The 26,760-nt window shown below is 47.9% G+C and carries 24 protein-coding genes and 3 tRNA genes; 15 read left to right on the top strand and 12 right to left on the bottom strand.

Translation table 11 applies throughout. From position 1 onward, the window contains the following. Positions 1-12 precede the first annotated feature (12 nt). Positions 13-651, bottom strand: coding sequence for a TetR family transcriptional regulator C-terminal domain-containing protein (locus BWI97_RS01290; protein WP_094810414.1), 639 nt, complete (start codon positions 649-651; stop codon positions 13-15). 189 nt (positions 652-840) lie between these two features. Between BWI97_RS01290 and BWI97_RS01285 the strand changes: the two genes are divergently transcribed. Beyond that, positions 841-1,221, top strand: a complete 381-nt coding sequence (locus tag BWI97_RS01285) for a hypothetical protein (protein WP_102199758.1) — start codon at positions 841-843, stop codon at positions 1,219-1,221. Between the two features lies 1 nt (position 1,222). Beyond that, a complete protein-coding gene (locus BWI97_RS01280; protein ID WP_102199757.1) occupies positions 1,223-2,536 on the top strand; it encodes a hypothetical protein in 1,314 nt (437 codons plus the stop codon). A gap of 137 nt (positions 2,537-2,673) precedes the next feature. Here BWI97_RS01280 and BWI97_RS01275 read toward each other — a convergent pair. Both BWI97_RS01275 and BWI97_RS01270 read right to left on the bottom strand, forming a co-directional pair. Beyond that, positions 2,674-2,746, bottom strand: a tRNA-Lys gene (locus BWI97_RS01275). A gap of 92 nt (positions 2,747-2,838) precedes the next feature. Further along, positions 2,839-2,914 (bottom strand) — tRNA-Lys (locus tag BWI97_RS01270). 73 nt (positions 2,915-2,987) lie between these two features. Between BWI97_RS01270 and BWI97_RS01265 the strand changes: the two genes are divergently transcribed. Next, a complete protein-coding gene (locus tag BWI97_RS01265) occupies positions 2,988-3,719 on the top strand; it encodes an SH3 domain-containing protein (protein ID WP_102199756.1) in 732 nt (243 codons plus the stop codon). Here BWI97_RS01265 and BWI97_RS01260 read toward each other — a convergent pair. Together BWI97_RS01260 and BWI97_RS01255 are read right to left on the bottom strand one after the other, a co-directional pair. Then, on the bottom strand, positions 3,716-4,528 hold the full coding sequence (locus BWI97_RS01260; protein WP_094808987.1) for an SDR family oxidoreductase: 813 nt from the start codon (positions 4,526-4,528) through the stop codon (positions 3,716-3,718). The two genes, BWI97_RS01265 and BWI97_RS01260, sit on opposite strands and share 4 nt — an antisense overlap. A gap of 46 nt (positions 4,529-4,574) precedes the next feature. Continuing rightward, positions 4,575-6,797, bottom strand: a complete 2,223-nt coding sequence (locus tag BWI97_RS01255) for a gliding motility-associated C-terminal domain-containing protein (RefSeq protein WP_102199755.1) — start codon at positions 6,795-6,797, stop codon at positions 4,575-4,577. Between the two features lie 117 nt (positions 6,798-6,914). Between BWI97_RS01255 and rlmD the strand changes: the two genes are divergently transcribed. Both rlmD and BWI97_RS01245 read left to right on the top strand, forming a co-directional pair. Beyond that, positions 6,915-8,333, top strand: a complete 1,419-nt coding sequence (gene rlmD, locus BWI97_RS01250) for a 23S rRNA (uracil(1939)-C(5))-methyltransferase RlmD (protein ID WP_102199754.1) — start codon at positions 6,915-6,917, stop codon at positions 8,331-8,333. A 177-nt stretch (positions 8,334-8,510) separates the two neighbouring features. Further along, positions 8,511-9,176 carry a DapH/DapD/GlmU-related protein gene (locus BWI97_RS01245; protein WP_094808990.1) on the top strand — a complete coding sequence of 222 codons (666 nt, stop codon included), beginning with the start codon at positions 8,511-8,513 and terminating at the stop codon, positions 9,174-9,176. A gap of 9 nt (positions 9,177-9,185) precedes the next feature. Here the strand turns inward: BWI97_RS01245 and BWI97_RS01240 are convergent, their stop codons facing one another. Next, positions 9,186-10,634 carry a flippase gene (locus BWI97_RS01240; protein WP_102199753.1) on the bottom strand — a complete coding sequence of 483 codons (1,449 nt, stop codon included), beginning with the start codon at positions 10,632-10,634 and terminating at the stop codon, positions 9,186-9,188. Between the two features lie 214 nt (positions 10,635-10,848). Continuing rightward, entirely contained in the window at positions 10,849-12,456 is a 1,608-nt protein-coding gene (dnaB, locus tag BWI97_RS01235) for a replicative DNA helicase (RefSeq protein ID WP_102199752.1), read from the bottom strand. 202 nt (positions 12,457-12,658) lie between these two features. Here dnaB and BWI97_RS01230 point away from each other — a divergent pair, with 202 nt between their 5' ends. The 5 genes from BWI97_RS01230 to elbB all read left to right on the top strand — a co-directional run bounded on the left by BWI97_RS01230 (position 12,659) and on the right by elbB (position 17,847). Next, positions 12,659-13,627: a PhoH family protein gene (locus tag BWI97_RS01230; protein WP_094808993.1), complete on the top strand. Its 969-nt coding sequence runs from the start codon at positions 12,659-12,661 to the stop codon at positions 13,625-13,627. After that, on the top strand, positions 13,611-14,942 hold the full coding sequence (locus tag BWI97_RS01225) for a zinc metalloprotease (RefSeq protein ID WP_094808994.1): 1,332 nt from the start codon (positions 13,611-13,613) through the stop codon (positions 14,940-14,942). Before BWI97_RS01230 ends, BWI97_RS01225 begins: the two co-directional genes overlap by 17 nt. A 79-nt stretch (positions 14,943-15,021) precedes the next feature. After that, a complete protein-coding gene (locus tag BWI97_RS01220) occupies positions 15,022-15,669 on the top strand; it encodes a ComEC/Rec2 family competence protein (protein WP_102199751.1) in 648 nt (215 codons plus the stop codon). A 44-nt stretch (positions 15,670-15,713) separates the two neighbouring features. Next, positions 15,714-17,090, top strand: a complete 1,377-nt coding sequence (locus BWI97_RS01215; protein ID WP_102199750.1) for a ComEC/Rec2 family competence protein — start codon at positions 15,714-15,716, stop codon at positions 17,088-17,090. A gap of 70 nt (positions 17,091-17,160) precedes the next feature. Further along, positions 17,161-17,847 carry an isoprenoid biosynthesis glyoxalase ElbB gene (gene elbB, locus BWI97_RS01210; protein ID WP_094808996.1) on the top strand — a complete coding sequence of 229 codons (687 nt, stop codon included), beginning with the start codon at positions 17,161-17,163 and terminating at the stop codon, positions 17,845-17,847. Here the strand turns inward: elbB and BWI97_RS01205 are convergent. Further along, positions 17,837-18,286 carry a DUF3127 domain-containing protein gene (locus tag BWI97_RS01205; protein ID WP_102199749.1) on the bottom strand — a complete coding sequence of 150 codons (450 nt, stop codon included), beginning with the start codon at positions 18,284-18,286 and terminating at the stop codon, positions 17,837-17,839. The genes elbB and BWI97_RS01205 overlap by 11 nt on opposite strands. Positions 18,287-18,417: 131 nt before the next feature. Here BWI97_RS01205 and BWI97_RS01200 point away from each other — a divergent pair. From BWI97_RS01200 to BWI97_RS01185, 4 genes are all read left to right on the top strand, one after another. Next, positions 18,418-18,501: transfer RNA gene (locus BWI97_RS01200), tRNA-Leu, on the top strand. 520 nt (positions 18,502-19,021) lie between these two features. After that, complete coding sequence (locus BWI97_RS01195) at positions 19,022-19,852, top strand: PAS domain-containing protein (RefSeq protein ID WP_102199748.1); 831 nt, start codon at positions 19,022-19,024, stop codon at positions 19,850-19,852. A 342-nt stretch (positions 19,853-20,194) separates the two neighbouring features. Continuing rightward, complete coding sequence (locus BWI97_RS01190) at positions 20,195-20,551, top strand: hypothetical protein (RefSeq protein ID WP_102199747.1); 357 nt, start codon at positions 20,195-20,197, stop codon at positions 20,549-20,551. 1,567 nt (positions 20,552-22,118) lie between these two features. Continuing rightward, positions 22,119-23,027: an exonuclease domain-containing protein gene (locus BWI97_RS01185; RefSeq protein WP_094809000.1), complete on the top strand. Its 909-nt coding sequence runs from the start codon at positions 22,119-22,121 to the stop codon at positions 23,025-23,027. Between the two features lie 6 nt (positions 23,028-23,033). Here the strand turns inward: BWI97_RS01185 and BWI97_RS01180 are convergent, their stop codons facing one another. From BWI97_RS01180 to BWI97_RS01170, 3 genes are all read right to left on the bottom strand, one after another. Beyond that, positions 23,034-23,762: a DUF3891 family protein gene (locus tag BWI97_RS01180; protein WP_094809001.1), complete on the bottom strand. Its 729-nt coding sequence runs from the start codon at positions 23,760-23,762 to the stop codon at positions 23,034-23,036. Between the two features lie 102 nt (positions 23,763-23,864). Then, the gene (locus BWI97_RS01175; protein WP_094809002.1) at positions 23,865-24,167 is read right to left on the bottom strand and encodes a hypothetical protein; all 303 of its coding nucleotides are present in this window, start codon (positions 24,165-24,167) and stop codon (positions 23,865-23,867) included. Positions 24,168-24,273: 106 nt separating this feature from the next. Next, positions 24,274-24,885: a deoxynucleoside kinase gene (locus tag BWI97_RS01170; protein ID WP_094809003.1), complete on the bottom strand. Its 612-nt coding sequence runs from the start codon at positions 24,883-24,885 to the stop codon at positions 24,274-24,276. A gap of 239 nt (positions 24,886-25,124) precedes the next feature. On the opposite strand from BWI97_RS01170, the gene BWI97_RS01165 reads away from it, so the two are divergent. Further along, on the top strand, positions 25,125-26,090 hold the full coding sequence (locus BWI97_RS01165; RefSeq protein ID WP_102199746.1) for a rhodanese-related sulfurtransferase: 966 nt from the start codon (positions 25,125-25,127) through the stop codon (positions 26,088-26,090). 123 nt (positions 26,091-26,213) lie between these two features. Here BWI97_RS01165 and BWI97_RS01160 read toward each other — a convergent pair whose 3' ends face one another. Further along, positions 26,214-26,708: a GNAT family N-acetyltransferase gene (locus BWI97_RS01160; protein ID WP_102199745.1), complete on the bottom strand. Its 495-nt coding sequence runs from the start codon at positions 26,706-26,708 to the stop codon at positions 26,214-26,216. Between the last annotated feature and the right edge of the window lie 52 nt (positions 26,709-26,760).

Genomic DNA, 26,760 nt, shown 5'->3' with positions numbered 1-26,760 from the left:
ACGTGGGCCTGGTTAACGATTTTGGTAAAGAAACTTGGCCAGATCCAGTACAGAATCCAGAGCCGATACGCCAATCAGATCAAATGCCGTGTTGACGGCCTTCTCGATGGCAGTATCCGTTTTCTCAAAACCTTTCGACGTGTCTTTACTCCAGAAATCGAGTAGCCACATCGTCTGGTACCAAAATGCAGTAGGATATTTAGTTTCGACCAGCTGCCGGGACTTTACTTCCTGGCTCTCCCGCCCTTCAGCCATCAGGTCTTTGATGAATTTTTCAAACTGATATTTAAATTCTTCCAGAGCCGCGGGCGTACGCAGGGATCGCTGCATACGGAAATCTTTCAGGCTGCGAAGTACAAAGCTGCGGTTGCTGGTGAGCACTTCGATCCAGGTGTAGTAAAACGCCAGCAACTTTTCCCGAACGGAATACGTGTGAAAAACCTCGTCACTTTTCAGGCGGACGAGCGTCTGCTCAAAAAAGCCTACCCAAACGCCGCTTTCAATCTGTTCGAATGAATTATAGTATTCGTAGAACTCGGTTTCTTTTACCTTTAGCTTCTTGGCAAAGGCATAGATCGACGCCGGTTGCTGCCCCTCTTCGAGCAGATGCATCATGTAAGCGTCTTTGATTTTATCGGGAGAAGTAGCCATAAAGATCGTTTGAAAGAGTACGCACAAATCTATCTTTTCAAACGATAATCTGGTATCAGTAGTTTCTCGGAAAAAGAATATTCAGCCAATAATTTATAAGCGGCCGATTTTTATACGTGAATTCAGCTTTCTTTGCTTTCAAGACCTATTCGTTCAACGAACCCAGCGTACGCTGCATTACATCTTTCCATGAGGTTTCTTTATCTGGCCAGTACCGTTTTACTGGTATCCATCATCTGGCTTACCATTAACAAGTATCGCGACCTGGCATCGCCGGGAGCTTATACCGAACCGGATCATCTCGAAGAGCTACTCGCTGACGTCAAAAAAAAGTTACCCCCCGGTGCTAGCCTTGGTATGAAAGCGAATGTTGCTCCCGACCGGGTTGACATGCTTTATTTTAAATCAACGCTGGTGTTAGCCCCTATGGTAGTCGAGCTGGCCGAAAGGGATACCATGCTCATCCTTGAAGAACCCGGACTTCCTCCCCTCGCTCTGGATAACTACGAACGTATCGTCAGTGGGGGCAATCAAGAGTTAACCTATCGTGTAGTACACCTGAAACGTTAATATGTTAATCTTTGCCTGTATTGCTGCCACCGTCATTGCTTTTATTGAGGTCAGCTCTTTTTTGCATAAAGGAGACCGATCCCGGGGAGGTTTAAGCTATCCCTTTGCCTTTGCCTTACTGCTTGCCCTGGTCGGTTATTCCTATTACCTGAGTTTAGTCGCTTCCATTCCTTACCCGCTCGTATTAGCCGGACTCGTTGTTGTTCCTGGAATAGCCCTGGCCTTATACGCAGTCCGCCACCACGATCGCTCCTGGTCGTTACCGACATTTGAACGGCCGGGCCGGGTGCTTCTTCTGCTCGTCGGGCTGTTGGCGGCCACGCTACCGTTCAACAAGCAAATCTATCGATGGGGCGATTGGGACGCGTGGGCCATCTGGAACCTTCATGCCAAATACCTTTTCTATCCCGAATACTGGACTAATTTATTCACCAACAAGTTAGTCAAAACGCATCCGGATTACCCGCTGATGCTGCCATCGCTGGTAGCGTATATGTGGAGAGGTGTGGAGACGGCAACGCCGCTGGCTCCGATGATTTTGGCTCATCTGGTCTACTTTGCCATTCCGGTAACGGTGTTTCTCGGACTGACCCGCTTCAACTATGTGTTTCCGGCGGTTGTCGCTCTTTGTGTGTTTGCCCTGGATACTAAATTCATCGAGATTGCCCGCTCGCAATATTCCGATACCCTGCTGGCCTTTTTCATTCTCATCGCGTTTGTGATGTACAAGGAAACCCAACAGGGCATCGACCGGCGACTGTTTTTTCTACTGGGCTTCATCGCCGGTAGTACAACCTGGGTAAAAAATGAAGGAGCTCTGTTTTTCCTGACGTTTTCGTTTGCGGTGCTTTGCTTTCATTTCCGAAACTTCAGAACAATCCTGCACTACGCGGCGGGTGCGTTGCTCCCGTTTCTTATCCTGGTCCACTTTAAGGTGGTATACGCTCCCGCCAATGACCTGATTCACGCGGGTCGAGGTACCGATCTGCTTGATTTAATTGTCAATCCGGATCGCTACGGGTTGATCATTACCTATTTCTTTAGAACCGGTTTTACGTATTATTCAGTAGTACTGGTTTTACTGACGTTGCTACTCATCAGGAAAATTGCCTTTGTGAAGTCCCTGCCGATGCTGGTTGTAGGCTTACTGCTTTCAGGTTATTTTGTGATTTACCTTACTACGCCGAATGACCTGGAATGGCACCTCAGTCAATCTATTGAACGGCTGTTCCATCATATTTATCCGGCCTGTCTGTATTTACTCCTGCTAAAAGTAAGTACGCATTCCCCCGGTTTTAAAACGGTGATTGTTTGACCGGGAAAGACTATTCCAATAAAAAAGAGAACGCTCCTCATGAGCGTTCTCTTTTTTATTGGAATAAGACCACAGGTAGCGTTTATACTCCATCGACAGAAATCAAACAAAAAAGGCACACTTGCGTGTGCCTTTCGTGATTCCGCTGGGATTCGAACCCAGGACCCATACATTAAAAGTGTATTGCTCTACCAGCTGAGCTACAGAATCGGTACTTTGTGGCAAGATAGATGATTAAAAACTAACTTCAGATGGTGCCGAAGAGACGCTTAAAGGCGTTAATCTTAACTCTAAACTGCTTTTGGTGATTCCGCTGGGATTCGAACCCAGGACCCATACATTAAAAGTGTATTGCTCTACCAGCTGAGCTACAGAATCATTATCTTTGCTTGACAGAAACTCTTTCCGTTTTTGCGAGTGCAAAAGTAGTGTTATCAGCAGCCGAACGCAAGTGTTACGACTTAAAAATTTACAATTATCTATCTTTTTTTTCTTCGCCAGCCTGCAACTGTCTGCTGCTCAGAATGTCGCACCACGACTTATTCACGCCGATTCTCTGTTCGAAATTCATAGTTTTCGGAAAGCAACGCGGGCCTATGAACAAATTCTAAAGACTTCGCCCCGCATTTCTCCGGCGATTTATTTAAAACTGGCTTATCTCTACGAACAAAAAAAAGACTGGCTTCAGGTACAATACTACCTCAATCTGTACTACGAACAGATTCCGGACGAGCGAGTACTCCGAAAAATGAATGAAATTGCCCGCGATCAGGGCTGGAAAGGATACGAGCTGGATGATTTTAATCTGCTCATTCTACTCTTCAAGCAGTACTCAGGCTATCTCATTGGGCTATTCCTGGTCATCGGGGTGTACGTTTTTGCCGTTTTACTCAGTAAACGAGTCAAGCATCAGTACATTCCCTTCCGGCACAAAATGATCTTCTTTTTCTACTGGGCGGGCGTTGCTCTATTAGTTAATCTGCCGGGCCGGTACCGACAGGCCATCATTCGAAAAGAGGGTTCGATTCTTCGGAGTGATCCTTCGGCGGCGGCCCCTCCTACCGAGATTGTCAAAGAAGGCCACCGCCTGAAAGTGGTCGGAAAATCGGATATCTGGTACCAGGTGCTCTGGGAGAATCAGCTGGTATACGTCAAATCCTCCGACGTCTGGATTGTCCGCTAACGTTTCCGCAGGGGTGAGTTCTCTTCCTTAGCCAGCTCGTTGTAGACCATGGTATCCATAAACTTCGGAAAAAGCTTATTCAGCCATACGGTGAGTTTACCCTGCGAAGTCAGAATCAACTCCCGTTTGCGTTGGACAATGGCCTTGTAAATACGAGCGGCTACCTCCTCCGCCGACATCATCGTCGCTTCATCACGCATGGTCTCCCCCAGGGTCCGCCCGTCTTTCCCCAACGAGGCGACGCGGATATTCGAAGCCGTAAAGCCTGGCGAGGCCGTCAGCACGTGTACGCCCGAATGCAGTAACTCGGTACGTAAGGCTTCCAGAAATCCATTCAGGGCAAACTTTGAAGCCGAGTACCCTACGCGTACCGGCAGGCCCCGATAGCCCGCGATGGAGGAAATACCCACGATGCTGCCCTTGCTCTGGAGCAGGTGTGGCAAAGCTGCTTTAGTTGCGTAGACACTGCCGAAGAAATTAATGTCCATGACTTTACGAATGACTTCAGGATCGAGGTCTTCGAACATGGCCCGCATCGAAATACCGGCATTGTTGATCAGTACATCGAGCTGACCAAACTGAACCATAACCGCTGCCATCACGGCTTCATGGTCTGCCTGTATACTAACGTCAGCAACCAGACTCAGGCAGGAAATACCTTCGCTTTTCAAGAGCTTTTCGACTTCGCCCAACTTCCCGGCATCCCGACCGGTAATCACTACTTTACTACCCTTTCGGCCAAATTCTACTGCCAACGCTTTACCAATTCCGGAAGAACCGCCCGTAATGAGTACCACTTTATCTTTCATTGCTTTCCTTTCGTTCAAAACGGCCCTACTACCGCCTTTCTACACTCTAGCGTAGCAAACTTACTACCCCCTTAAACTGACGTTTGGAATACTTGATGACGTAATAATACTGTCCGGTGGAGAAGTCTTCACCCGTCCAGCGGAAATTGACTTTTGTATCCCGAAAGACGCGTTTCCCCCAGCGGTTAAAGATCTCGACGTACTGGAATTGCTCAATACAGTTGTCCAGCGGTAGATCGTCCACTGAAAAATGATCGTTTTTCCCGTCGTCGTTAGGCGTAAATACGTTGGGTGGCAGAAATTCATAGTCCACCAGCTGATCACGCACCACCAGTTCCACTTTTACGGAATCGTACCGGTTGGGATTACAGGAGTTATCTTCGGTAATGAAGTCCACAATAAATGTTTTCTCGGGTAGACCTTCCATGAGTTCACAGGTTGGTGTCCATTCGAACGGACCACTCACCGTACCTGTACCCGACTGATCATTCCATTGCATACCCGCTCCGCCCAGCGTGAAGCCCCGTCCCTGCCCCCGCAGTACCAAAGGATCTCGTTCGGGATCCTGAGCATTGACCTGGAAACGAATGGGTTGCCCGGTGGTTCCCTGCAGGGTCACGGTAGCCGTATTGCCGGGTAAGGTCGTTGCTACCGACGGGGGCTGACTAGGCCTTCCCGTGGTCGTTAACTCAACGCTGACCGAATCCGTCAGGTTACGGCCGCAGCGAAGATCGATGACGTAGAAATCAACGATGTACGGCTCCCGGCGTACGGCCGCACAGGGCAACGTCCAGCTAAAGGGCGAACGAGCTTTGCCCAACCCCCGGGAGGGTGTAAAGTTCATCCCTGCATTAGCCAGTGAAAAACCACGCCCTCGGGCTTCCAGCCGGATACTGTCCGGATCCAGGTCCAGGCCGTCGATGTCAAAATCAAGCCTGGTTCCTACGACGACCGTAGCCCGGTTATTGGCTAAGGTTGTCGATACCTTCGGTTTTTGATTGGCTCTGGGCCGGACGAATACGCTGATCGTTAACGTATCGTGTTGCGGAAGGGGGCAACTTTCATCACTGGCGATCACTTGAAACCGTAAGGGACGGCTATCGACACTCTCGGCACATTCCCCCAGACAGATTTGAGCCCGAGCCGTATCACTACCCGTCGTCAGCGTCACCTGGGTGGGGGTAATGGTATACTGTAGCGGGTTCGGATGCAAGGCTTGTACCTTTAAATTCAGGCGGGAATTGGGGTCTTTGTCCGTAAAAAACAGATCAATGCACCGCTGCTCGCCCACCGTCATCTCCATGGTTTGGCCCGGTTTATAGAATTCTCTTTTCCCCTGCTCCCGAGCCATTACTACGGGAGGAGCACTCATGGGGCAGTCGATCACTTTCAATTGGAAGTCCCGGCGAACCAGACCAATGCGTTTACCCGCCCGAAACTCCTCCACCATCACCGAAAACACGTGCAGTCCCAGTTGCGTAGCCGTTACTGAAAGTTGTCCTGTACCGGGGTGGATGGCTAACGGGGGATTGCCCACAATGGCCGTCGTCGCCGAAAAGCCCGCCCCCCACGTAATCGCCGGATACGAAGAACTGGGTTGAGCGATTGGCCTGGGATTTACGGTGTTGCTATATCCATTCAGCGGGGTAACAAGGGAGTATCGCAAACTGTCCCCATCGGGATCAATGGCACTAAAATCAAAGGTAAAGGGACGATTCAGACAGATAAAATCCCCTTTTACGGTCGTAAATTGGGGAGAAGAGTTAACGTAGGGCCGACTATTCTGATAGAGCGGTGGCATTTCGAGGTAAAATACGGTAGCCGCATCCTGAGGTCGTACGATGTTGGTAATGATGTTGTTCCGACAGCAGCGTTCCCAGACGATGTAATAGCCCTGCGGATCATCAAATTCCTGTTGCCGGAAAATGACGTCGGAACTGTAGCGAATGAGTCGCGTACGCAGGGAAGCTCCTGCCGACGTACAGAGCGGATTGCTGTAGGGAATCAGGGCACTGGCCACCCGGGGCATTTCCAGATCACCCATTCGGGCATTATCGCGTTTGCGAAAAACCGAAATCACTACGGTCAAATCATTGGCTCCGGGTTGGCCGTTAATGTCATCGAAGTACAGATTCAGCGAGATGCGGTGTGTAGCTCCATTGATACTGCTTCTCAGCGATTCAAACTGCAACTCTCCACCCACAATGTGCGTAGCCCGGGCCAGCAGTACACTCCACAGTAATAAAAAAGTCAGGTAAATTTTTTTCATAGTACAACAGGATCAATTACGGAATTTACGGTTTAGGGCTGAATCAGCAAAGAATCCGACGATGCGGGGACTGAAATAGCGGAGAGGCTCCGGAAAATGTCTAATTTTGCGGGATCAATGAGAAAGAAACAACAAAAAGCCCCGGTGATTCTGGAAAATCTCCGGGTTGAAGATTTTGCCGCCGAAGGAAAATGCCTGGCCCGTAACGATGGGCAGGTGATTTTCATTGAGGGAGAGGTAGCCCCCGGTGATCTGGTCGATGTTCGCATATATAAAACCAAGTCCAGCTTTCGCGAAGGCCGGGCCGTTGCGGTACGAGAGTATTCCAACCTCCGCCAAACACCCCGTTGTCAGCATTTTGGCACCTGTGGTGGCTGCAAATGGCAGCACGTACAATACGAAACCCAACTGGATTTCAAGACCCGTCAGGTACGCGATTCGTTGGAACGCCTGGCTAAAATCCCGCATCCGGGCATCCGTCCCATTATTGGTTCAGCCCACGAATATGGGTATCGGAATAAACTGGAATTTACCTTCTCGACGAACCGCTGGTATACAGATGCCGAAATCGCCTCGGGTGAGACGCTGGAGCGGCGGGCGGCAGGCTTTCACATCCCCAAACGCTTCGACCGGATTCTGGATATCATGCAGTGTCATTTGCAGCCAGAACCCTCCAATGCGATTCGTCTGTCCATCAAGCATTACGCGGAAGAACGCGACTGGGCTTTCTATGACCTCATCAAGCACGAAGGATTTGTGCGTAACGTGGTCATCCGGACGGCCAGTACGGGACAGGTAATGGTGATTGTACAGTTTGGGCAGCCCGACTGGGAAAAAATTGATGAGCTGATGCGTTTCCTTCAGGAGCGTTTTCCAACAATCTCGTCCTTGCACGTTGTCGTCAACCAAAAGGTCAATGATACCTTTCAGGATCAGGATATCATTCACATCGCCGGTACGCCGTACATTGAAGAATCCATGGAAGGGCTGATCTTCCGCGTTGGCCCCAAGTCTTTTTATCAGACGAATTCAGAGCAGGCGTACGTGCTTTACAAAATAGCCCGCGATTTCGCTCAATTGAAAGGCGACGAGCTGGTTTACGATCTATACACGGGTACCGGAACAATTGCCAACTTTGTGGCTCACCAGGCCCGCAAAGTAGTAGGCATTGAGTACGTACCTTCAGCGGTTGAGGACGCCAAAATTAATTCCGAGATCAACGGTGTGGCCAATACTTCCTTCTACGCCGGAGACATGAAGAAGCTATTGAAACCCGATTTCTTCGCGGAGCACGGCAAACCCGACGTGATCATCACCGATCCCCCACGGGCGGGCATGGATGCGGATGTGGTCGAAGCCATTCTGGAAGCCGCCCCCCAACGCATTGTTTACGTGAGCTGCAATCCGGCTACGCAAGCCCGCGATGTAGCTCTGATGGCGGAGCATTACGAAGTCAAAGCGGTACAACCCGTAGACATGTTCCCGCACACGCATCACGTAGAGAACGTGATGTGGCTGGAAAAGAAAAGCGTATAAATGAAAAAAGGCTAAAGTTTAGGTCGCTTTTTTCATTTATAGAACACCGGAATAGTTTCTTTTTATTGATTCATTTCTGCACAACGGCCTCAGGAATTAAAACGCTTATCAGGATTAATTTAATAAATTAGCCCCATAATCGTCACCTAAAAAAGAGCACCGTAACGTGCGGTAATCATGAAACGTATATTGCGTATCCTTTCCCAGTTGAATCTTAATACGATTCGATTCAATTTCAGGTATTTGCCCTTTAATCAAGCCATTCGTTTTCCCGTTTTCGTCGCCAAACAAGTGTATCTCAGCAATCTTCAGGGTGAGATAAAAATTGAAGGCCATTTATGGCCCGGAAAGGTGAAAATTGGATACGGTGAAATTGGCATATTTGATAAGCATAAATCCCGTTCTATCTGGCAGGTAGCTGGTAAAGTAATCTTCAAAGGAGCCTGTAACCTAGGCCATGGCTCTAAAATTTCCGTAGGTGATCACGGGGAAGTTATTTTCGGAGAAGATTTCTCCATTACCGCCGAAAGCTCCCTGGTTTGTTATAAAAAAATTGCGTTTGGGTCAGGCTGTGTACTTTCCTGGAACATCCTTATGATGGATACGGACCTACATTCCATCCGCAATGCCCAGGGAGAACTAATCAATGCCCCCAAAGAAATTATAGTAGGCGATCACGTCTGGATTGGCTGCCGGTGCACCATTTTAAAAGGAGCTACGATTGGCTCAAACAGTGTCGTAGCCGCTGGTACAACCATCAACAAAACACTGCTCAACGAAAACGTCATTCTGGGAGGAAATCCCGCTCGGGTACTCAAAGAAGAGGTCTACTGGCAGGTATAGATGTCCTGATCATACATTTACTTTTCCGTATTTGCGAGAAGCAATCTGCACTAGTTCCCGAATATCGTGGTCTTTGATAAAGAACCACTGGAGCAGCATGTACACCACTACACTACCACTGACCGTAACGATCAATACGGTTAGTGTATCTTCGGTGTACAGATAGGTAAGATTACGAATTCCGAAGAACAGAAACCCAACCAGCATATTTTGCAGTAACAGTTTCCAGGGAAACGTTAGTTTAATCAATCGCTGTGAAAAGATGAACAACAAAAGCGTTACGATACTTTCCGTCAGTACCGTACTAATGGCACTCCCAATGTGCTGGTAGATAGGAATCAGAATTAAATTAAAGATTACACAGACCGCTACGCCAGCCAGCGAAGCAAACATGATGTATTTCTCCTTATTGAGCGGAATTAGAATTTGATAATAGATCTGGGCCAGGCTGATAATGATGACTACACTCGCCAGAATCTTCAGCGATAACGCTGCTTCCGCAAAGTCTTTTCCTGAAATCAACATCACCAGTTCTTTCGACAGGCAGATGATTCCCAGGGCTAGTGGGACGCTGATTAAGAGCGAAAAACGAAGGGCTTTATTTAATAAGAGGGTCGCCTCTTCCCGTTTATCGTCATGCAGCAGGCTGGATAAACGCGGCAACAGCACCCCCACTAAAGAACCAATAATGATTAAAAATAACTTGCTGATTTTTAGGGAAGCCGCGTAAAAAGCAACTTGTATACGCGTCGAAAAAAATCCTAATAATACGGTATCCATCAGCACGTACAGGCTGGTAATGATCGTAATGGATAAGAGAATCAGTAATTGCTTGATATGAGGAACCAGCAGAAGATTTTTCCATCGGAAGTTTACGTACCGTCTGGCGAAGTACATATTGATAATTGCCGTAAATACCAGACTGAATAAGTTAATTCCGTAGTAAATGGATTTGTCATCCGGACTTTTGACAAACAGAAATAATAAGGCAATACAAAAGACCCGTATAGCTAAAGACCGGAAAACGATCAGTTTAAAATTCTCATTACCAGTAAATAGCCACTCGATGGTAAATACGTTACTGATGACAAAGCCAATTCCAATTTTACACAGCGTCAGATCCATGTGCAGCTTGGCAATGTTGATGGCTAGCAGCCAGTAACACAGAGCCATTAGCATCGAAACCAGAAAATGGATTGTGAGCAGTTCCGAAAAGAGCTTACTCATTTTTTCCTTATCCTGCCTGACTTTGGCAATTTCTCGCACGCCATAGATAGGAATACCTAAAGCACTGAATAGCATGAAGTATTGCGTCAGGTTTTCGACAAAACTAATCGACCCCATACCTTCCGGAAGTAACACGCGAGAAGCGTACGGAAAGGTGATTAAGGGCAATAACAACTGGCTCGCGGAGAGCAAAAAATTATAAATAAAGTTTTTTCCGATCGTACGATCCATAAGGTGGGGCTACCAAATATTGAGCTGCGAAAGCAAATCCTGGCACTAAATGTAATTAAAAAATTACAGAAGTTTACTAAACCCCCTAACCCATTTTGCTGTATTTTTATTTATCGATTAAGTATTAACAACTAATACCTAATCATTACTCATAAAAAAAGTGCCCGTCGGTAGTTTTACTACTAACTGGCACTTTTTTATAAAAAACTAATACTTAAAAGGGAACGTCACCCATATTCGTACTGAAACTACCAAACTCACCCGGGGGGGGGGTCTGCGTCTGCTGATTGACCTTACTACCAAACGTTTTCGCTGGTGCCTGACTTTCAAAGGAACCAATCGAATCGCTGGTTTCTACGGTGTTGAAACGCGGAGCTTCAATCATCGAGAAGTCACCTCCACCCAGATCCGCAAACTTGGTAAACTTGTTAATAAATCGGAGTTGTACCGTTTCCGTCGAACCCGAACGGTTTTTACCAATGATTACTTCCCCTACGCCAGTGGTTGCCTGACCGTTCTCATCCTGCGTGATCCCGTAGTATTCGGGTCGGTAGAGGAACATAACCATATCGGCATCCTGCTCAATGGAACCCGATTCCCGTAAATCCGAAAGCTGGGGTTTCTTTTCTCCGCCCCGCGTTTCTACCGCCCGGCTCAACTGCGACAGGGCAATTACGGGTACGTTCAGTTCTTTGGCCAGGTTCTTCAGAGCCCGCGAAATCGAGGCAATTTCCTGTTCACGGTTTCCGCCACCTTTGCTACTATCCCCCTGCATCAATTGCAGGTAATCGATGACCACTAGCTGAATGTCGTGTTGTTGTTTCAGACGGCGGCACTTGGCCCGCAATTCCAGAATGGACAGAGCGGGCGTATCGTCAATAAAAATCGGAGCCGAGTTAAGTTTACCAATCCGGGCGTGCAACTGAGCCCACTCGTGGTTGGCCAGACTGCCTTTCTTGATTTTTTCACTTTCGATCTCTGCCTCCGCTGAAATCAGACGATTCACCAGCTGTACGGAAGACATCTCCAGCGAGAAAATAGCCACGGCCTGATTCCAGTCAACCGCAGCATTCCGGCAGGCAGACAGAATAAAGGCCGTTTTACCCATGGCCGGACGAGCCGCGATAATAATTAATTCGGATTTCTGCCAACCGCCCGTTACGCGGTCCAGAGCCGTAAAGCCGGACGCTACGCCCGTTAGTCCATCCTGCAGGTGTTTCTTGGCTTCGAGTTCTTCCAGAGCCTGCTTTACGACCGCATTCATGTCCGAGAAATTCTTCCGAATGTTCGATTCAGAAATACGGAACAAGTCCTGCTCGGCTTTATCAAGCAGATTAAATACGTCGGTGGTATCCTCGTAAGCCAGCTTGAGTACTTCATTGGACGAAGTAATCAAATCCCGCTTGATGGAATTCTCGGCAATTTTGCGAGCGTAGGCTTCCACGTTCGCCGCCGAACTGATCCGACTGGTGAGCTCCGCCAGATAGGCCGATCCTCCCGAAAATTCGAGCGTACCGTCATTTCGCAGGCGTTGCGTTACCGTTAGCAAGTCAACGGGTTCGGAATTATTAAAGAGCGTGAGTACCGCCGAAAAAATCTTCTGGTGGGCTTCGCGATAAAAACTTTCCGGCTTCAGGATGTCCACGACGTTGGTCAGAGCATCCCTTTCCAGCATAACCGCCCCTAATACGGCTTCTTCCAAATCAACGGATTGCGGGGGTATCTTTCCTAAGCCCGTATCCAGCCAACGATTACCGTTGGCAAGCCCTCCTACTGAAGTCGTTGGTTTTCTTGCAGTTATGTTTTTTCGTTTATCGTCCATACTTACAATGTTACGCAAAAAGAGGGTCTAATTTACAGGATCGTCCTGCATTTTTTTATCCAAAATCTATAACTTCCTGATACTGAAAATTGAACGAAAGGTTGGGTTTACGGGTTTAAAAAAAATAACAAACGAGCCCGCAAATCGTTAGAAAAAAAGATTACTTTGGGCAAAGAAACGATTCACAAAACCTCTTTATAGTTTGATCGAAAAAACCATCACACTCGACGAAGTTTCCTTAGTTGATTTTTTAGGCGTCGAGAATACGAATATCCGGGAGCTCTCGGCAGCTTTCCCGATGAGTAAAATTATTTCGCGGGGTAATGAAATTACCATTCGCGGTACTTCGTCAGAAATTAATCGTATTACGGAAATTCTGGAGTCACTCCAGCAGCATTACCTACGCTACGGTAAGATTACCTCCGACAACGTAAAATCCTACCTCAATCAGACCGAGGATGAGCCAGTAGCTACTGCTCCTCCTACGGACGATGACGTATTTCTCTACGGAAACAAAGGCGTCGTCATTCGGATGAAAACGGCCAACCAGCTGGCGATGGTCGAAGCAGCCGCTAAACACGACATTGTGTTTGCGGTAGGTCCGGCGGGTACGGGTAAAACGTATACGGCCGTCGCCATTGCCGTAAAAGCTCTGAAAAACAAGGAAGTACGTAAAATCATTATCACTCGCCCCGCCGTAGAAGCTGGTGAAAATCTGGGCTTTCTGCCGGGTGACCTGAAAGAGAAAATTGATCCGTACCTGCGACCGATCTACGATGCTCTGGATGATATGATTCCGGCTGAAAAGCTGAAACTGTACATCGAGAACCGGACCATTGAAATTGCTCCACTGGCCTACATGCGGGGTCGTACCCTCAACAACGCTTTTATTCTGTTGGATGAGGCCCAGAATACGACGACGATGCAGTTGAAGATGTTCCTGACGCGGATGGGTCCCACGTCAAAGACCATTATTACGGGTGACCGGACGCAGGTGGATCTTCCGACTAAAATGAAATCAGGACTTAGTGAAGCCCTGGGCATTTTGGATGGCGTACCTGGTATTGGTTTTATTCAACTCGATGGCCGGGATGTGGTTCGTCACAAGCTGGTTCGTCTGATCATTGAAGCCTACGAAAAGTCGGAAGCTACGCATGAGTCCAGAAAATAAACAATCGTACTATTTCTGTAAAAAGCCGCTCTTATGCGGCTTTTTACTTTGCCTGCTCAGTGTCTCCGCCACCTGGGCCCAACGCGTACGGGACTGTGCGTTTTCCCCCGTTTACCAGCAACACGTACAGAAAATCAAGGCCGCGGCCGTACGGCGACAGGCTTTTGAGGATTCCATTCAGGCCTTTGTTGAGCAACGAAAAAACCGGGGTGGCCGTACGGCGGACCGAATCATCCGGATTCCGGTGGTCGTTCACATCATTCATAATACGGCGGATTCAAACCGAATCGGTGGAACGGGCAATGCCAATATTTCAGTAGCCCAGATTGAATCACAGATTCGGGTGCTTAACGAAGATTACCGTCGGCAGGAAGGTACGCGGGGCTATAATACCAATCCCGTGGGAGCGGATATGGAAATTGAGTTTTACCTGGCCAACCGCGATCCAAATGGAAATCCTACCAACGGAATCGTTCGTCGCTACCGGAATCAGGCCGTTTATAACATTCAGTCCGACCTTGAAACCGTCAGTGCCCTTAGCTACTGGCCTTCCAATCGCTATTTGAACATTTGGGTCTTGCCGGATATTCGTAACTATCTTGGTTACGGGCAGTTTCCGGCTTCTACGTCCGTGGAAGGCTTAAACGCTTACTATGAAGATTTCCCGCAAACCGACGGCGTGTTCATCGCTCACCAGTATTTTGGGGATACGGGGAATCTGGCTGATGAGACCTACAGTTATGGCCGTACGCTTACGCACGAAGTCGGTCACTGGCTGGGTTTGATTCATACCTGGGGAGATGAGTACTGCGGGACGGATTACTGCGATGACACGCCGCCCACCGAGTCGGCGAACAACACGCGGTTCTGTAATGATCGGTATTCAACCTGCGTAAGCGGTCAGAGCACCCGAAACATGATCGAGAATTTTCTCGACTACTCCCCCGACGCCTGCATGAATACCTTTACGCAGGATCAGAAAAGTCGGGTACGGGCAGTACTGGAACTGAGTCCGCGTCGTCGGCAACTGGTAGCTACTACGAATTTACTGGAAGAAACCGAAAAGCTGGTACTGAAGGTATACAACCATCCCATCCGAAGCCAGACCATCACCTTTGAAGCGACCTTCAAGGGCATTCAACTCATTGAGTATTCGCTCTTGGATCTACAGGGCCATGTAGTATACTCCGCCCGTCAAAGCAGCCAGCCCAGCAGTTTGTTTTCGATTTCGGGGGTGCATTTGGCTCCTGCTGTGTATGTTTTGCGTTTTACCGCTGGGGCTGAGACCCTTAGTACGCGTCTTGTGGTGCAGTAACCGTTACCTCAAATACTCGCCTTTCCTTTGTACCGTGTGGGTACGAATTCCATCTTTGGGCCTACCTCTTTGTTGACCCATGTTCTGGAATTCGTACCCGCTTATTCGGTATACGCTGGCCTTTACGGCTGGAATCATTCTTTATACGCAGACTTCACTGCCTTTCATAGCTCTAGTCCTTACCGGCTTCGTCACCCTAAGCCTTTACCTCTATTTCCATTTTCTGGGAAAACAGCTATCCTGGCTGAGTGGACCGGCTGGTTTAGTAACGGTCGGGATAGTAGGTTGGCTCTTTACGGCACAGGCGGACGATAGTACGCGTCCTGACTATCTTGTTCATCTTCCGGGACCCGTTGAAGGTTACCGGGCGGTGCTGAGTTCGGCGGTGGAAACGAAAAGCAATACGTTTCGGGTCACGGCTCAGGTAGAACAGGTACGCATTCATTCCCGCTGGATGCCCGCTCGTGGCAACGTATTACTCTTTATAGACCGCAACGTTCCACATAAGCCCGCTTACGGCGATGAGCTTCTGGTACGGAAAGCCCCCGAACGCGTGGAGCCGCCGCACAATCCAAATGAATTTAACTACCAACAGTATTTGAAATACCAGGGTATCGCCTACCAGCAGTACCTCCACGTCGGCGAGTTTGTACGATTGAGCAAACGTCCACCTTCCCGTTTGGTACAACTGGCCCTTCAGGTTAATGATCCGCGACGGCCCTACTAGCCCAACACCTGACCTCCCGAAACGAACTAGCCGTTGCTTCGGCCATGCTTCTGGGGGTACGCGACGAACTCGACAGTGATTTGCTGCGAGCGTATTCGGCTGCGGGGGCGGTGCATACGCTTTCCGTATCGGGTATGCATGTCGGCATTTTGTTTCTAGTACTGAGCTGGTTTCTGCAACCCTTACGCAAAGGTTCGTCGTACAAGAAGTGGGTGTTCGTTGGGATTGTTTTTACCTTTTTATGGGGCTACGCCTTACTCACGGGGCTGTCCGCTCCGGTACTCCGTTCGGCGATCATGCTCAGTGTATTTGTCATTGGCGATACCTTTCGGCTTTCACGGAATTCATTCAATACGCTGACTTTCTCGGCCTTGGTGATTCTCGTGTTTAATCCCTACGCTTTGTTTCAGATGGGCTTTCAACTGTCTTATCTGTCAGTAGCGGGGATTCTGTACCTGTATCCCAGGCTTCACTGGCTCTGGCAACCAGCCAATCCGCTCTGGGCTGAACTCTGGAGTTTATCCTGCGGAGCGGTAGCCGCCCAGGTGGTTACTTACCCACTGGCGGTGTATTACTTTCACCAATTCCCAACGTATTTTCTACTCGTCAATCCACTGGTTTTAGGCCTATCGAGTCTGGGCTTGATTGTCGGCATGTTATATCTGTTGCTGTACGGCGTGCCTTTGCTGAACGACTTTCTGTTATACTGCGTCAAACTCTCCTTTGGGTTACTTAATCAGCTCGTCTTTTATACGGAAAACTGGCCCGGTGCCCGATGGAATCGCCTGATGCTTTCGGACGTTCAGTTACTGCTGCTCTACGGCATTCTTGTTCTGTTCGTAGTACTGTTTGCAACCCGAAGAAAAATCTATCTATGGCCTTGTATGGCCCTGGCGTTCAGCTTTGCTATGACTAAACTGTACGCGTACCAGCAGCAGCGGAAACAGTACTGGCTGGTGGTCCATCACCTGAAGAAACATACGGCGGTCAGCTTTATTCACGGACGTGCGTTACACTTGCTGGCCGATTCCCTGCTGTATACGGACCGCCGTATGCAGGAGCTTCATTTGGAGCAATTCTGGACGGCTCGGGGTATTCACCAAACGCACCATACCCTCGTTCGAACTCTCACCCCTTTTGGACAAGCCCTCTGCTGGCAGGGTAAACGCGTACTCTGGATTCGGAATCCCCTTCCCCGCCGTACAATTTTACGTAGTCAGCAACCGATTGACCTTGTACTCATCACCAACAATGCCCTCCGCTACCCGCCGGACTGGCTGAATGAATTTCCTGTCCGGCAAATTGTACTGGATGTTACCAACAGTCGAAACGTGGCCGAACGCTGGCGAACGTTCTGTGCTGATCGAAATATTGCTTGTTATGACGTTCGTACGCGGGGAGCTTTCGTAGCCTCCTGGTAAAAATAACCCAATGATCTTACCGGGCTGGAGCAAGCTGAATTAATTTGCGGTACAAACCGAACGAAAGCAAATGAAAAAAATTGGTGTTATTCTGCACGGCAACGGTGTTTTTGATGGTTCCGAAATTCACGAAGCGACGCTTTCGCTCCTGGCAATTCGGGAAGCCGGAGCGGTATACGAGTGCTATGCCCCCGATGTCGATCAATACCACGTGATCAATCATACGACGGGAGAAGAAATGCCCGAAAAACGGAATGTGCTGGTGGAATCCGCTCGCATTGCCCGGGGTGAAATCAAAAATCTCATGGAACTGAACCTCGACGCAGTTGATGGTCTACTAATTCCGGGCGGCTTTGGAGCGGCTAAGAATCTGTCAACCTGGGCCTTCGACGGACCCGCTGGTCAGGTACTACCCCAAATCAAAGACGTTATCTTGGCGGCGGTTCGCAAACAGGTTCCCATTGCTTCGCTTTGCGTGAGTCCAGTAGTAGTTGCAAAAGCCTTAGAAGGCAGCGAATATCACGCTCAGCTTACGCTCGGTACAACTGAACAAGCATCGCCCTACGATATTGCTGGCTTTTCGGCAGGTATCGAAAGCGTGGGAGCTGTAGCCCAATCGGCTAGTATTGAAGAAGTCTGGGTAGACCCTGCCTTAAAAATTGTAACGGCTCCCTGTTACATGATGGAAACCGACATTTTAGGCATTCGGGCCAATACGAAGCAGGCCGTTGAGCGATTACTCGAGCTCATCGGGTAGCCTCTACAATCAAAAGTAACAAAGGGTGGTCAGCTACGGCTAACCACCCTTTGTATGATGCGTCTTCTAGAAAGGAAGATCGTCCGTATCGTGTGTCGGCCGGAGGCAAGGTGGGCGAAGACGGCATGTGTGTCGGCTCACTTCCGCCGATAAAGGCGTTGGTATCGACCGCATCCACTCGCCAGGCTCGGGCTTCCGTGTACCAGCGACCGTTATATTCCCGCGATTCAAGGTTAAAGGAAACCTTGATTTTATCGCCAGGAGTGTATTGTTTGAATTCAGCTACTTTATCTCCCCAGAGAGAAAAGTTCACTTTCTTCGGATACTGTTCATCCGTTTCGATTACAAAATCCTGTTTTACCCAGGAATTACCGCTCTTGCTGGTACCCGTCACTTCCGGCAGCACTTGTTGCAGCACACCTTCAATTTCTAATGCCATTTATTTTTTCGATAAGAGGATTTGATTATCAGCACGTAGGCACTAAATCGGCCCTATGCCGATGCAAAAATAACATTCCAGACTTGCTTTTGCTTTCAAAAAAATATACTTTTGCACCACATTCATCAAGGGGCGTTGTGGTGGAATTGGTAGACACGCTACTTTGAGGGGGTAGTGCCGGTTCCGGCATGGGAGTTCGAGTCTCCCCAACGTCACAGTCAAAAACCCGTTCTGGAGCAATCTGAACGGGTTTTTTCTTGTTCTGATGGGGCTGTGATACTTTACTTAGCTTTTTGCGACAATCTCCTACCCGCCTAATTACCATCATAGCCGATACTCCTAAGGGAAATTAGCGAAACGATGGATCCTCGTTACTTCTTCTGGTTTGTGGGGCACCCGTGCTTTTTCTCAATGATCACATATAAAAAAGCTACAAATACCTACTCCACTCTCGAAAAACCAGAAAACTGATTGAAAGCATTGATTGGTACACGTAGTACATTTACGCTCCTTTCCTGAGAAGAAATCAGAATATTTCTACTTCACAGCTTAGAACTTTATCGGTTATAGCAAACTTTAAACTTATATATTCTTACCGTATATTATCTATTGTTACTTTATCATTAACTTACTAGCCCTTATGGAGGTGCCTTTTCTTTTGTAGGCACAGATCCGTAGCACTACCCTATTTCTGCTCAAGGTTATTCAATCCAGGTTAATCATAGAGTATCTAGCATGAAACGTCAGTTTTCGCTTCCGCTTAACAAAAGTCGTTTTTCCGACTTGGAGCGGCTTTCCTTTGCCCTACAGGCCGCTCAGGTAGGAACCTGGGATTTAGATCTGGAACGCAGGCAAGTCTGGTGGGATGAGCGATGCCGGGAACTACATGGGTTTGTTAAAGAAGTGGAAGTTGCCTACGAGACTTCCCTTGAGTACGTCCATCCCGCCGATCAGAGCCGGGTAGATCAGGCCGTTACCTGGGCGTTGAATCCGAAATCCCTGGGAGATTACGACATAGAGTTTAGAACCATTGGCGGCGAAGACTATAAGTTACGCTGGGTGCACTCCAAAGGGCAGGCCTTCTTTGATGAGCATGGAAAAGCTTACCGTTTTTCGGGCATTATGCAGGACATTACCTCGCTGGTACTGGCCCGCCAGCAGTTAGAGGCGAGTGAACGCCACTGGCGTAGTATGATTGAAAGTTCGCCCGCTCCTACAGCCGTCCTCATTGGCCGTGAAATGAATGTCCAGGCGGCGAACAAAGCCATGCTTGACATCATTGGAAGAGACGAAAGCATCCTGGGCAAAGACCTCCTGGAAGCCATTCCTGAATTTGAAAGTCAACCGATGATTGGCCTGGCCCTAAACGTTCTTGAACAGGGCCACATTTACCATGATCCGGAAGGAAGAATAGCGATTCTGAAAGAAGGCTGTTTACAAGAATACTGGTTCAGTTACACGTATACACCATTGGTTAACGAGAAGAAAAAAATATACGGCGTGATGGTTACGGCTATAGATGTCACCATTCTGGTACAGGCTCGCCGCACCTCGCAAGGGAAGTAGTTCGTTCCCCAAGTATTTAGAGGCTACTCCAGATTCGGAGCCTAGGAAAGTTGTGGTCCCATCACTGAAAAAGGTGCCTTGAAAGGATCATCTTTTCACCGAGCGATGCGAAAGGCTTTCCTCCAGCATCGCTCGATTGTATATTCCATCCATTCGGCTAAAGCCATCGGGTTTCATCTTCAGCATTCCCGTCCTTCTGCCACGCTCTACGGTTCTATTTTTAAGAAATGTGTTTTTCTGACGCTATTTCCTCGGGTACTAGTTGTATAGATGAATACCCCTGGGTATGTTTACGTAAGGCATTGAAAAGTAGTAGTGATTGAACCTTAAACCTTTGTATTTATGGTCTACACAGCCACTAGTTTCCAATCAAACCGCCAACTTCAAAAAACCATCTTTGCCCAGCTTTCCGATCCGCCACTGAGTACCCCCAGCCGTTATGGGATTCGATCAAAACCCTACCAGTGGGGTGATGATATCGTCTATTACGAACTACTTCAGGAGCAGGGACTTTATTATTTACGTGTCCCTGAACCCATGGAGGGAAAACAGGCCGTCTTCACTCGCTATTACCTTTTAAGTTCGGACGAAATCATGGAGGTCAATACGTACAACCTGTACTTGTTTTCTCCCCATATCGGCCATGCCGTTCTGAAGGGTGACGACACGCCCGTCTTTTCAGAGGTTGAGTGCTACTAGGCTGCCCAATGGTCAGCCCCCGATTTCGAGAAGGTTGGTTGCTTGTTAGTTAATCAATGCCTGAGTAATCAACCTTTTCCATTCCTATCGCTTTTCTGTTACCCCATCTGATTAGCTGTACCTTCCTGCTTGGGTAGGGTGGAGAGTCCCCTGCATTCAGAAATGGGTCCATTGCTGTAAAACCCGCATGGTCGTCGCCGTAAGAAATTAACCCTGCATACATGCCTACGTTTTAACAAATTCCTATGCGAAAAGTCATTGATCTACAGGTATGCAATCGCCAATTTAGAGCTATCGAAAGAGGCGTTTGGACGGGTGGTTCCTTCGGTCGTTTTCATGGTTTGACTGTAAATCTCAGCCAGCATCTGGCTGAGATTTATTTGGTTCAGGGCTTATGTGCGTTGTACGTTCAACTTTGTCGTTTTCCGATGCGAAAAATCATTTTTTGTGGAAATTCATTGGGCCACCTTTGTGAGCGAATAATGATGATCGCGGGTCGGTATAGACGCTGCGTTTTATTTTGGCGAAGGATAAATCTCAGCTGGCATCTGGCTGGGATTTATTATACCCAAATCCGGAATGCTTAGACCATCGTAGCCGTTTATCACCTTCAGGCTGGCGTGAAAACAGTTCATGACTCCCCCGCAATCTGCTCCGTTCTTTCTTTTAGCATCAGTGGCTCACCTCTATGCGTACTTAATAACTTGTGAGTCAGCCCTGAATCTACGTGCAGAGAACTAGTCTACCCGGAACCATCCCAGACCTATTGCCGTTTGTTAATCTTAGTTTTATAGAAAAACCGGACTTAATTACAGGAATTTTGTATTTTTTCTATGGAATGGTATGGCCTTTTCTCGTAAATTGACACGGAAAGGAATAATCTGAAAAAGGTCTGTTCGGCATCACGCATAGACTTCCTGCTTATTCCTAACCTTAGCTTGCAAAGTTCTTACTTGTTTAGCCTTTGCTTTGATTAAAATTATCACGGGCTGATCCGGATTTATCATTACGTTTGATTAACGGAATAGTAGGCTTCCTATAATTAGATGTTTAATGCGAAGAGTAGTCCTTTAAGGACCATACTCAACCCATTAACATTTGGTAGTAAAAACTAGTAAGCTGCAAAAAATAAAGTGATAATAAACTATTGTTAACATTAAATTGGTCATATTTGACGTATAGTCTTAATTGATTTACTTGTAAACACTTGTATTACCCAAACCCCTTTTGGTTTCCGAAAGGGGTTTATTGCGAGGTCCATTTCACTAGCCAATTCATAGCTTTTTTCTATAGGTTATCGCATTGATAGCCTTATCATATCTATTTACTATCCGATGTTCAGAGGAGTTCTCTCATTTAATTCGTAAATTTGCGAATTATTTGAAAAAGGATTAGTATAACCTCATTGGCCTTGCTGATGAGGTTTATTGTAACCGGTGAAAAGAACGGCCTATGGCCGAATTTTATTTAAGAATAAACGTTAGTGTTATCTGTATGCTGGCTGTTAACTTATTCGTGTTTGTGGTACGTATATTACAGATGATCAGCCCATTCCTTGTTACCCCCTATGCTTGATTTTATTGCTATAGACTTTGAAAATGCTAACAATGCCAAATCCAGTGCCTGTTCGTTGGGCATTGCCGTGGTAGAAAAAGGCGTTATTACCGATATAAAGCATTGGTACATCAAGCCCCATCCGTTCGAGATGGGCTATTATCAGCAACGTGTCCATAAAATTCCGCTTGAATCGCTTACCCTCGCTCCGGCGTTCGACGAGCTTTGGCCAGCGGTGCTTCCGTTTCTGGAAGGTAAAACGATACTTGCCCATAATGCGGCGTATGATTTAAATCTCCTACGCGGCTTGTTTGAACACTATCACTTGTCTATTCAGTCCCTGCAATACGCCTGTACGGTAGATATGGCTCGTGCGACTTGGCCCAATGAACCTAAACATTCGTTGGGTTATCTGGCTTATTACAATCAGCTGACGTTTACGCATCACCGGGCCGATGATGATGCCCGGGTCTGTGCCCAGCTGGCTTTGCGAATGGCTGATTTACACGAAGCCGAAGATGTGGATGACCTGATTTATCGTACGAAGGTCAGCAAGCGAAACTTCGACGGAACTTACGCCACGCTGAAACCTCGGCCCCGTACCCGTCAACAAACACCGCTCATTCCGAATCTGCATGCGGAGATTAATGTTACGCACCCGTTTTACGGAAAGTCAGTCGTGTTTACCGGTGATCTTACCGGACTGGGACGTACGGAGGCTCAACAGCTGGTCTGGCAGTGTGGCGGTATTGCAGCTAAAAATCTTTCCTACACTACGCACTACATGGTAGTAGGCAAACAGAACGCTCAATTGGTTGGTGAAGAGCTGATGTCTTCCAAAATGAAAAAAGCGGAAGAACTCCTTAGCCGTGGTTTTCCGCTGGTTATCCTGAATGAAGAAGAATTCCTGGCCATGCTGTAAGACGTTCTATTTGGCTTTAAATACCCATTTTTCTTCGGTAATGAGTGCCTGCTGCATGGCATTAAACAATTCTTTATCGTCTTTGAAGATCATCTGATCCACGTCATAGCTTTCTACTTCTACAGTGAATGCTTTCTGCCTGAACGGCCAGGGCTCCACACCAACCGTTCCATTACTGCGTTGAAAGATGTAGTAACTGGTGCCATCGGGGCCGGGACTGATTTCCAGGCGACGTTCACCCGCTGGAATCTGGTCCTGGCAAAGGATCAACGATAAGGCATCGCACCACTGGATAAAGCTGTACGCGTATTCGGCCTCCTCGCGGGTAATCTGGTAATGAGCACACCAGTCCTTCTGATTCCGTTTCTGTTCGTCCAGAAAGTCGTTCAGTTCCTTACTGACTCCCCGCTTGGGTTCGTACAGATAGGACGTATGCATGGAGACCATCAGGGCATTCCAGCGGCTTTTTTCCAGACCAATCTGAATAACGTTACGGCACTGCTCAACGGAATATTCCATCATTTGAAAATTCAGCGGTGCTCCCGCTTCATTCAAGTGGTTTTTGCCTTCCCAGGGTTCCTGTCCATCATCATGTTCGGTAAGAGCCACAATGGTCTTGATCCAGTGCATGGGCCGTTTCTTAACGGGCCACTGTAAAGCTAGCTGCAATGCCAGCATACCGTGAGCCTGCTGATGAATAATCTCCCATCCCGAAGAAGTTGGTTTAACAATCATGCCGTACGTTTTTGTTTAGTTCAGTAAGACTACAAAAGCTATACCCAGGCTGAAGGGTACGATCAAAAACGTGTTCTTCAGCCTGGATTCCGAAGTAGGGGTTTACTGTTCCTGTAAATACTCTAAAGCAGCCTGTCCGACAAATTTTCTGCCCGGATTATTCCCCTGCATCCACTCTTCCGGCGGAAACAGTGAAAACAGGCCCATCTTCACCAGAGCGGGTATGGCAGCCCGAAAGGCGGCCTCTACTTTTTCGCTTTTCGTAAGATTGTACAGGTCAATGTTATGCAGCAATGTCGCCAGGGTTCCAGTGGGTTTACTTTCCTGGGCGGGTGCTGCGGGTTGACGCAGAATCTGCTCATTGATGCGGGATAGCTCGTCGATATTGGCAAGGTTCTCGTCCATAGCTTTATAGGTTTAAGTGGAATACGCAGGGATTTTAACCGTGATGTACCTTTCCGTACGATCTATAAAAAAGTAAGCCTGATCCGCATCGAATCAGGCTTACTGGTTAACCGTACAACAAAGCTCGGTCTACTTCTTTGATTATGAATTCAAAATCTTCCGGGCGATTGACGTAATCCAGGTGATTCACGTCCAGAACCAGTAGTTTTCCGTCGGTATAACTGGCAATAAATTCTTCGTAATGAGCATTCAGATCGGTCAGGTATTCCACACTCATATTCAATTCATACTCTCGACCCCGTTTCTGAATCTGATGCAGCAGCTTGGGTAAATCCGCTTTCAGGTAGATCATTAGATCCGGTGGTTTCACCACGTCCATCATCGTTTGAAAGAGGGAGAAGTACGTCTCGTAATCGACCGCACTCATGTAGCCGGACCGATACAGATTTTTGGCGAAAATGTGAGCGTCTTCGTAAATCGTACGATCCTGAATGATACGTTTGGTCGAATGCATGATCTGTCGGGCCTGATCAAATCGACTTCGCAGGAAGTAAATCTGCAAGTGAAAGGCCCAGCGTTCCATATCCTCGTAAAAGTCAGCGAGGTACGGATTATTTTCAACGGCTTCGTAGAAAACCTCCCAGCCAAAGTGCTCGGCCAGCATGCGGGCCAGGGTGGTTTTCCCGGCTCCAATGTTACCGGTAACGGCAATATGCATGAGGGAAAAAAGTTAAGAATACGGATCACTAAATTTTGGGGCAACAAAGATACAACGCAACGGCCTTGTGGCTAGGCAAGTTCGTCGTTCGGTGAGAAATTACCGATGAAAATGTCATTAACGCAGGTTCTTAAACTTTTCTAATCCCGTACCTACGTCCTTAAAACCTGCTTTTACAGCCAAAAAAGCTTACCTTTGCACCCGAATGATCCACTTTACAGGTGGCTTCTACTTATTTTATGAAAGCATATCGCATTTTATTGTATTACCTCTATACGCCCATCGAAGATTGCCTGGCGTATCGGGAAGAACACCACCGTTTTTGTCTGGAAAACAATCTGCTGGGCCGGGTCATTGTGGCACCGGAAGGATTAAACGGTACGGTATCCGGACTGGCTGAAGATTGCCAGCGGTACATGGACTGGCTGCACGCCGACCCGCGTTTTGCGGCGATCCAGTTCAAGATTGAAGAACACGAGCAGCACGCCTTCCACAAGCTGCACGTACGGGTCAAAGAAGAAATTGTCAATTCCGACTTACCCGTTGATCCTCTCAAACAAACGGGCGTTCACCTGGAGCCGAACGAGTTTCGTCAGCTCATGAACGATCCGGACGTGGTACTGGTCGACATGCGTTCGAATTATGAACATAACGTAGGGAAATTCAAGGGAGCCATCACGTTTGATATGGAGAACCTCCGCGAATTACCCGATCATGTAACTGAGATCGAACACCTGAAGGGCTCCGGCAAGAAAATCATTACCTATTGCACGGGCGGTATCAAATGCGAAAAAGCCTCGGCGTATCTGCTCCACCAGGGTTTTGAAAACGTGTACCAGTTGCACGGCGGTATTATCCGGTACGGACTGGAAGAAGGCGGTGAGAATTTCGACGGCGAATGCTACGTATTCGATGGCCGAGTAACGGCCCCGGTCAATCACGTCAACCCAGAGATCATTTCGACCTGCCATGTGTGCGGTACGACGACGAGTCGAATGGTTAACTGTGCGAACCCCGAGTGTAACGAGCACTTGCCCATTTGCGAGCAATGCGGCTGGGACATGGACGGGGCCTGCTCAGACACCTGCCGGACGCACCCCCGCAAACGTCCGTACAACGGCCAGGGCTATTATCCGAAAAAATTCGAAGATTATACGCCGGTCATGGGTTTCAAGAGTGCTCAGGGAAGCTTCAGAAAAGAGTAAATAGTTTACAGTTTTCGGTTTACAGTTTTCAGTAAAGCAGTTGATCGAAATATTTCAGATCTATTCATGGGTGTAAATTCGAAGATCACTGAAAACTGTAAACCGAAAACTGACAACAGTAAACTAGACCAACTCCTTTCTCAACACATAATCGTTCATCCAGTAGCCTCTGCCGATGTAGTTGTCTTCTTCACGCGTGACCTCGAAGCCTAGTCTTTCGTAAAACTGACGGGCTGAGTTACTCCGGTTGACGTTCAATTCCAGAAAATGCCCGCCGCGTTGCAGAGCTTGCCGGAACACCTCCTCCAAAAGCTGCCGTCCGTATCCCCGCCCCTGCTGATCCGGTAGAAAATAAATTTTGTGCAGCTTGACGAGTTGGTTTTCTTTGAGTTCGAAGGCAGCGAAACCGACCGCCGTTTCCTGGTCATCATACGCCAATAGAAAAACGGTTTGGTCTGTAAAGCTCTTCGTCAGGGTTTCTGTACTGTACATCCAGTCCAGCATAAACTTCGACTGTTCCTCGGAAAGAATAGCTCCGTACGTAGGACGCCAGGCAGCATAGGCAATGGATTGAATGGTGGAAACATCGGACGATTGAGCAGTACGAATGTGCAGCATAGCGAAATAAAGTTTAAGGCAATCCAGCCACTAAGTTAAAAATTGCAAAGGC

The organism is Siphonobacter sp. BAB-5405 (genome assembly GCF_002872335.1).
Lineage (GTDB): Bacteria > Bacteroidota > Bacteroidia > Cytophagales > Spirosomataceae > Siphonobacter.
This window is presented reverse-complemented; position numbering and strand designations above follow the sequence as displayed.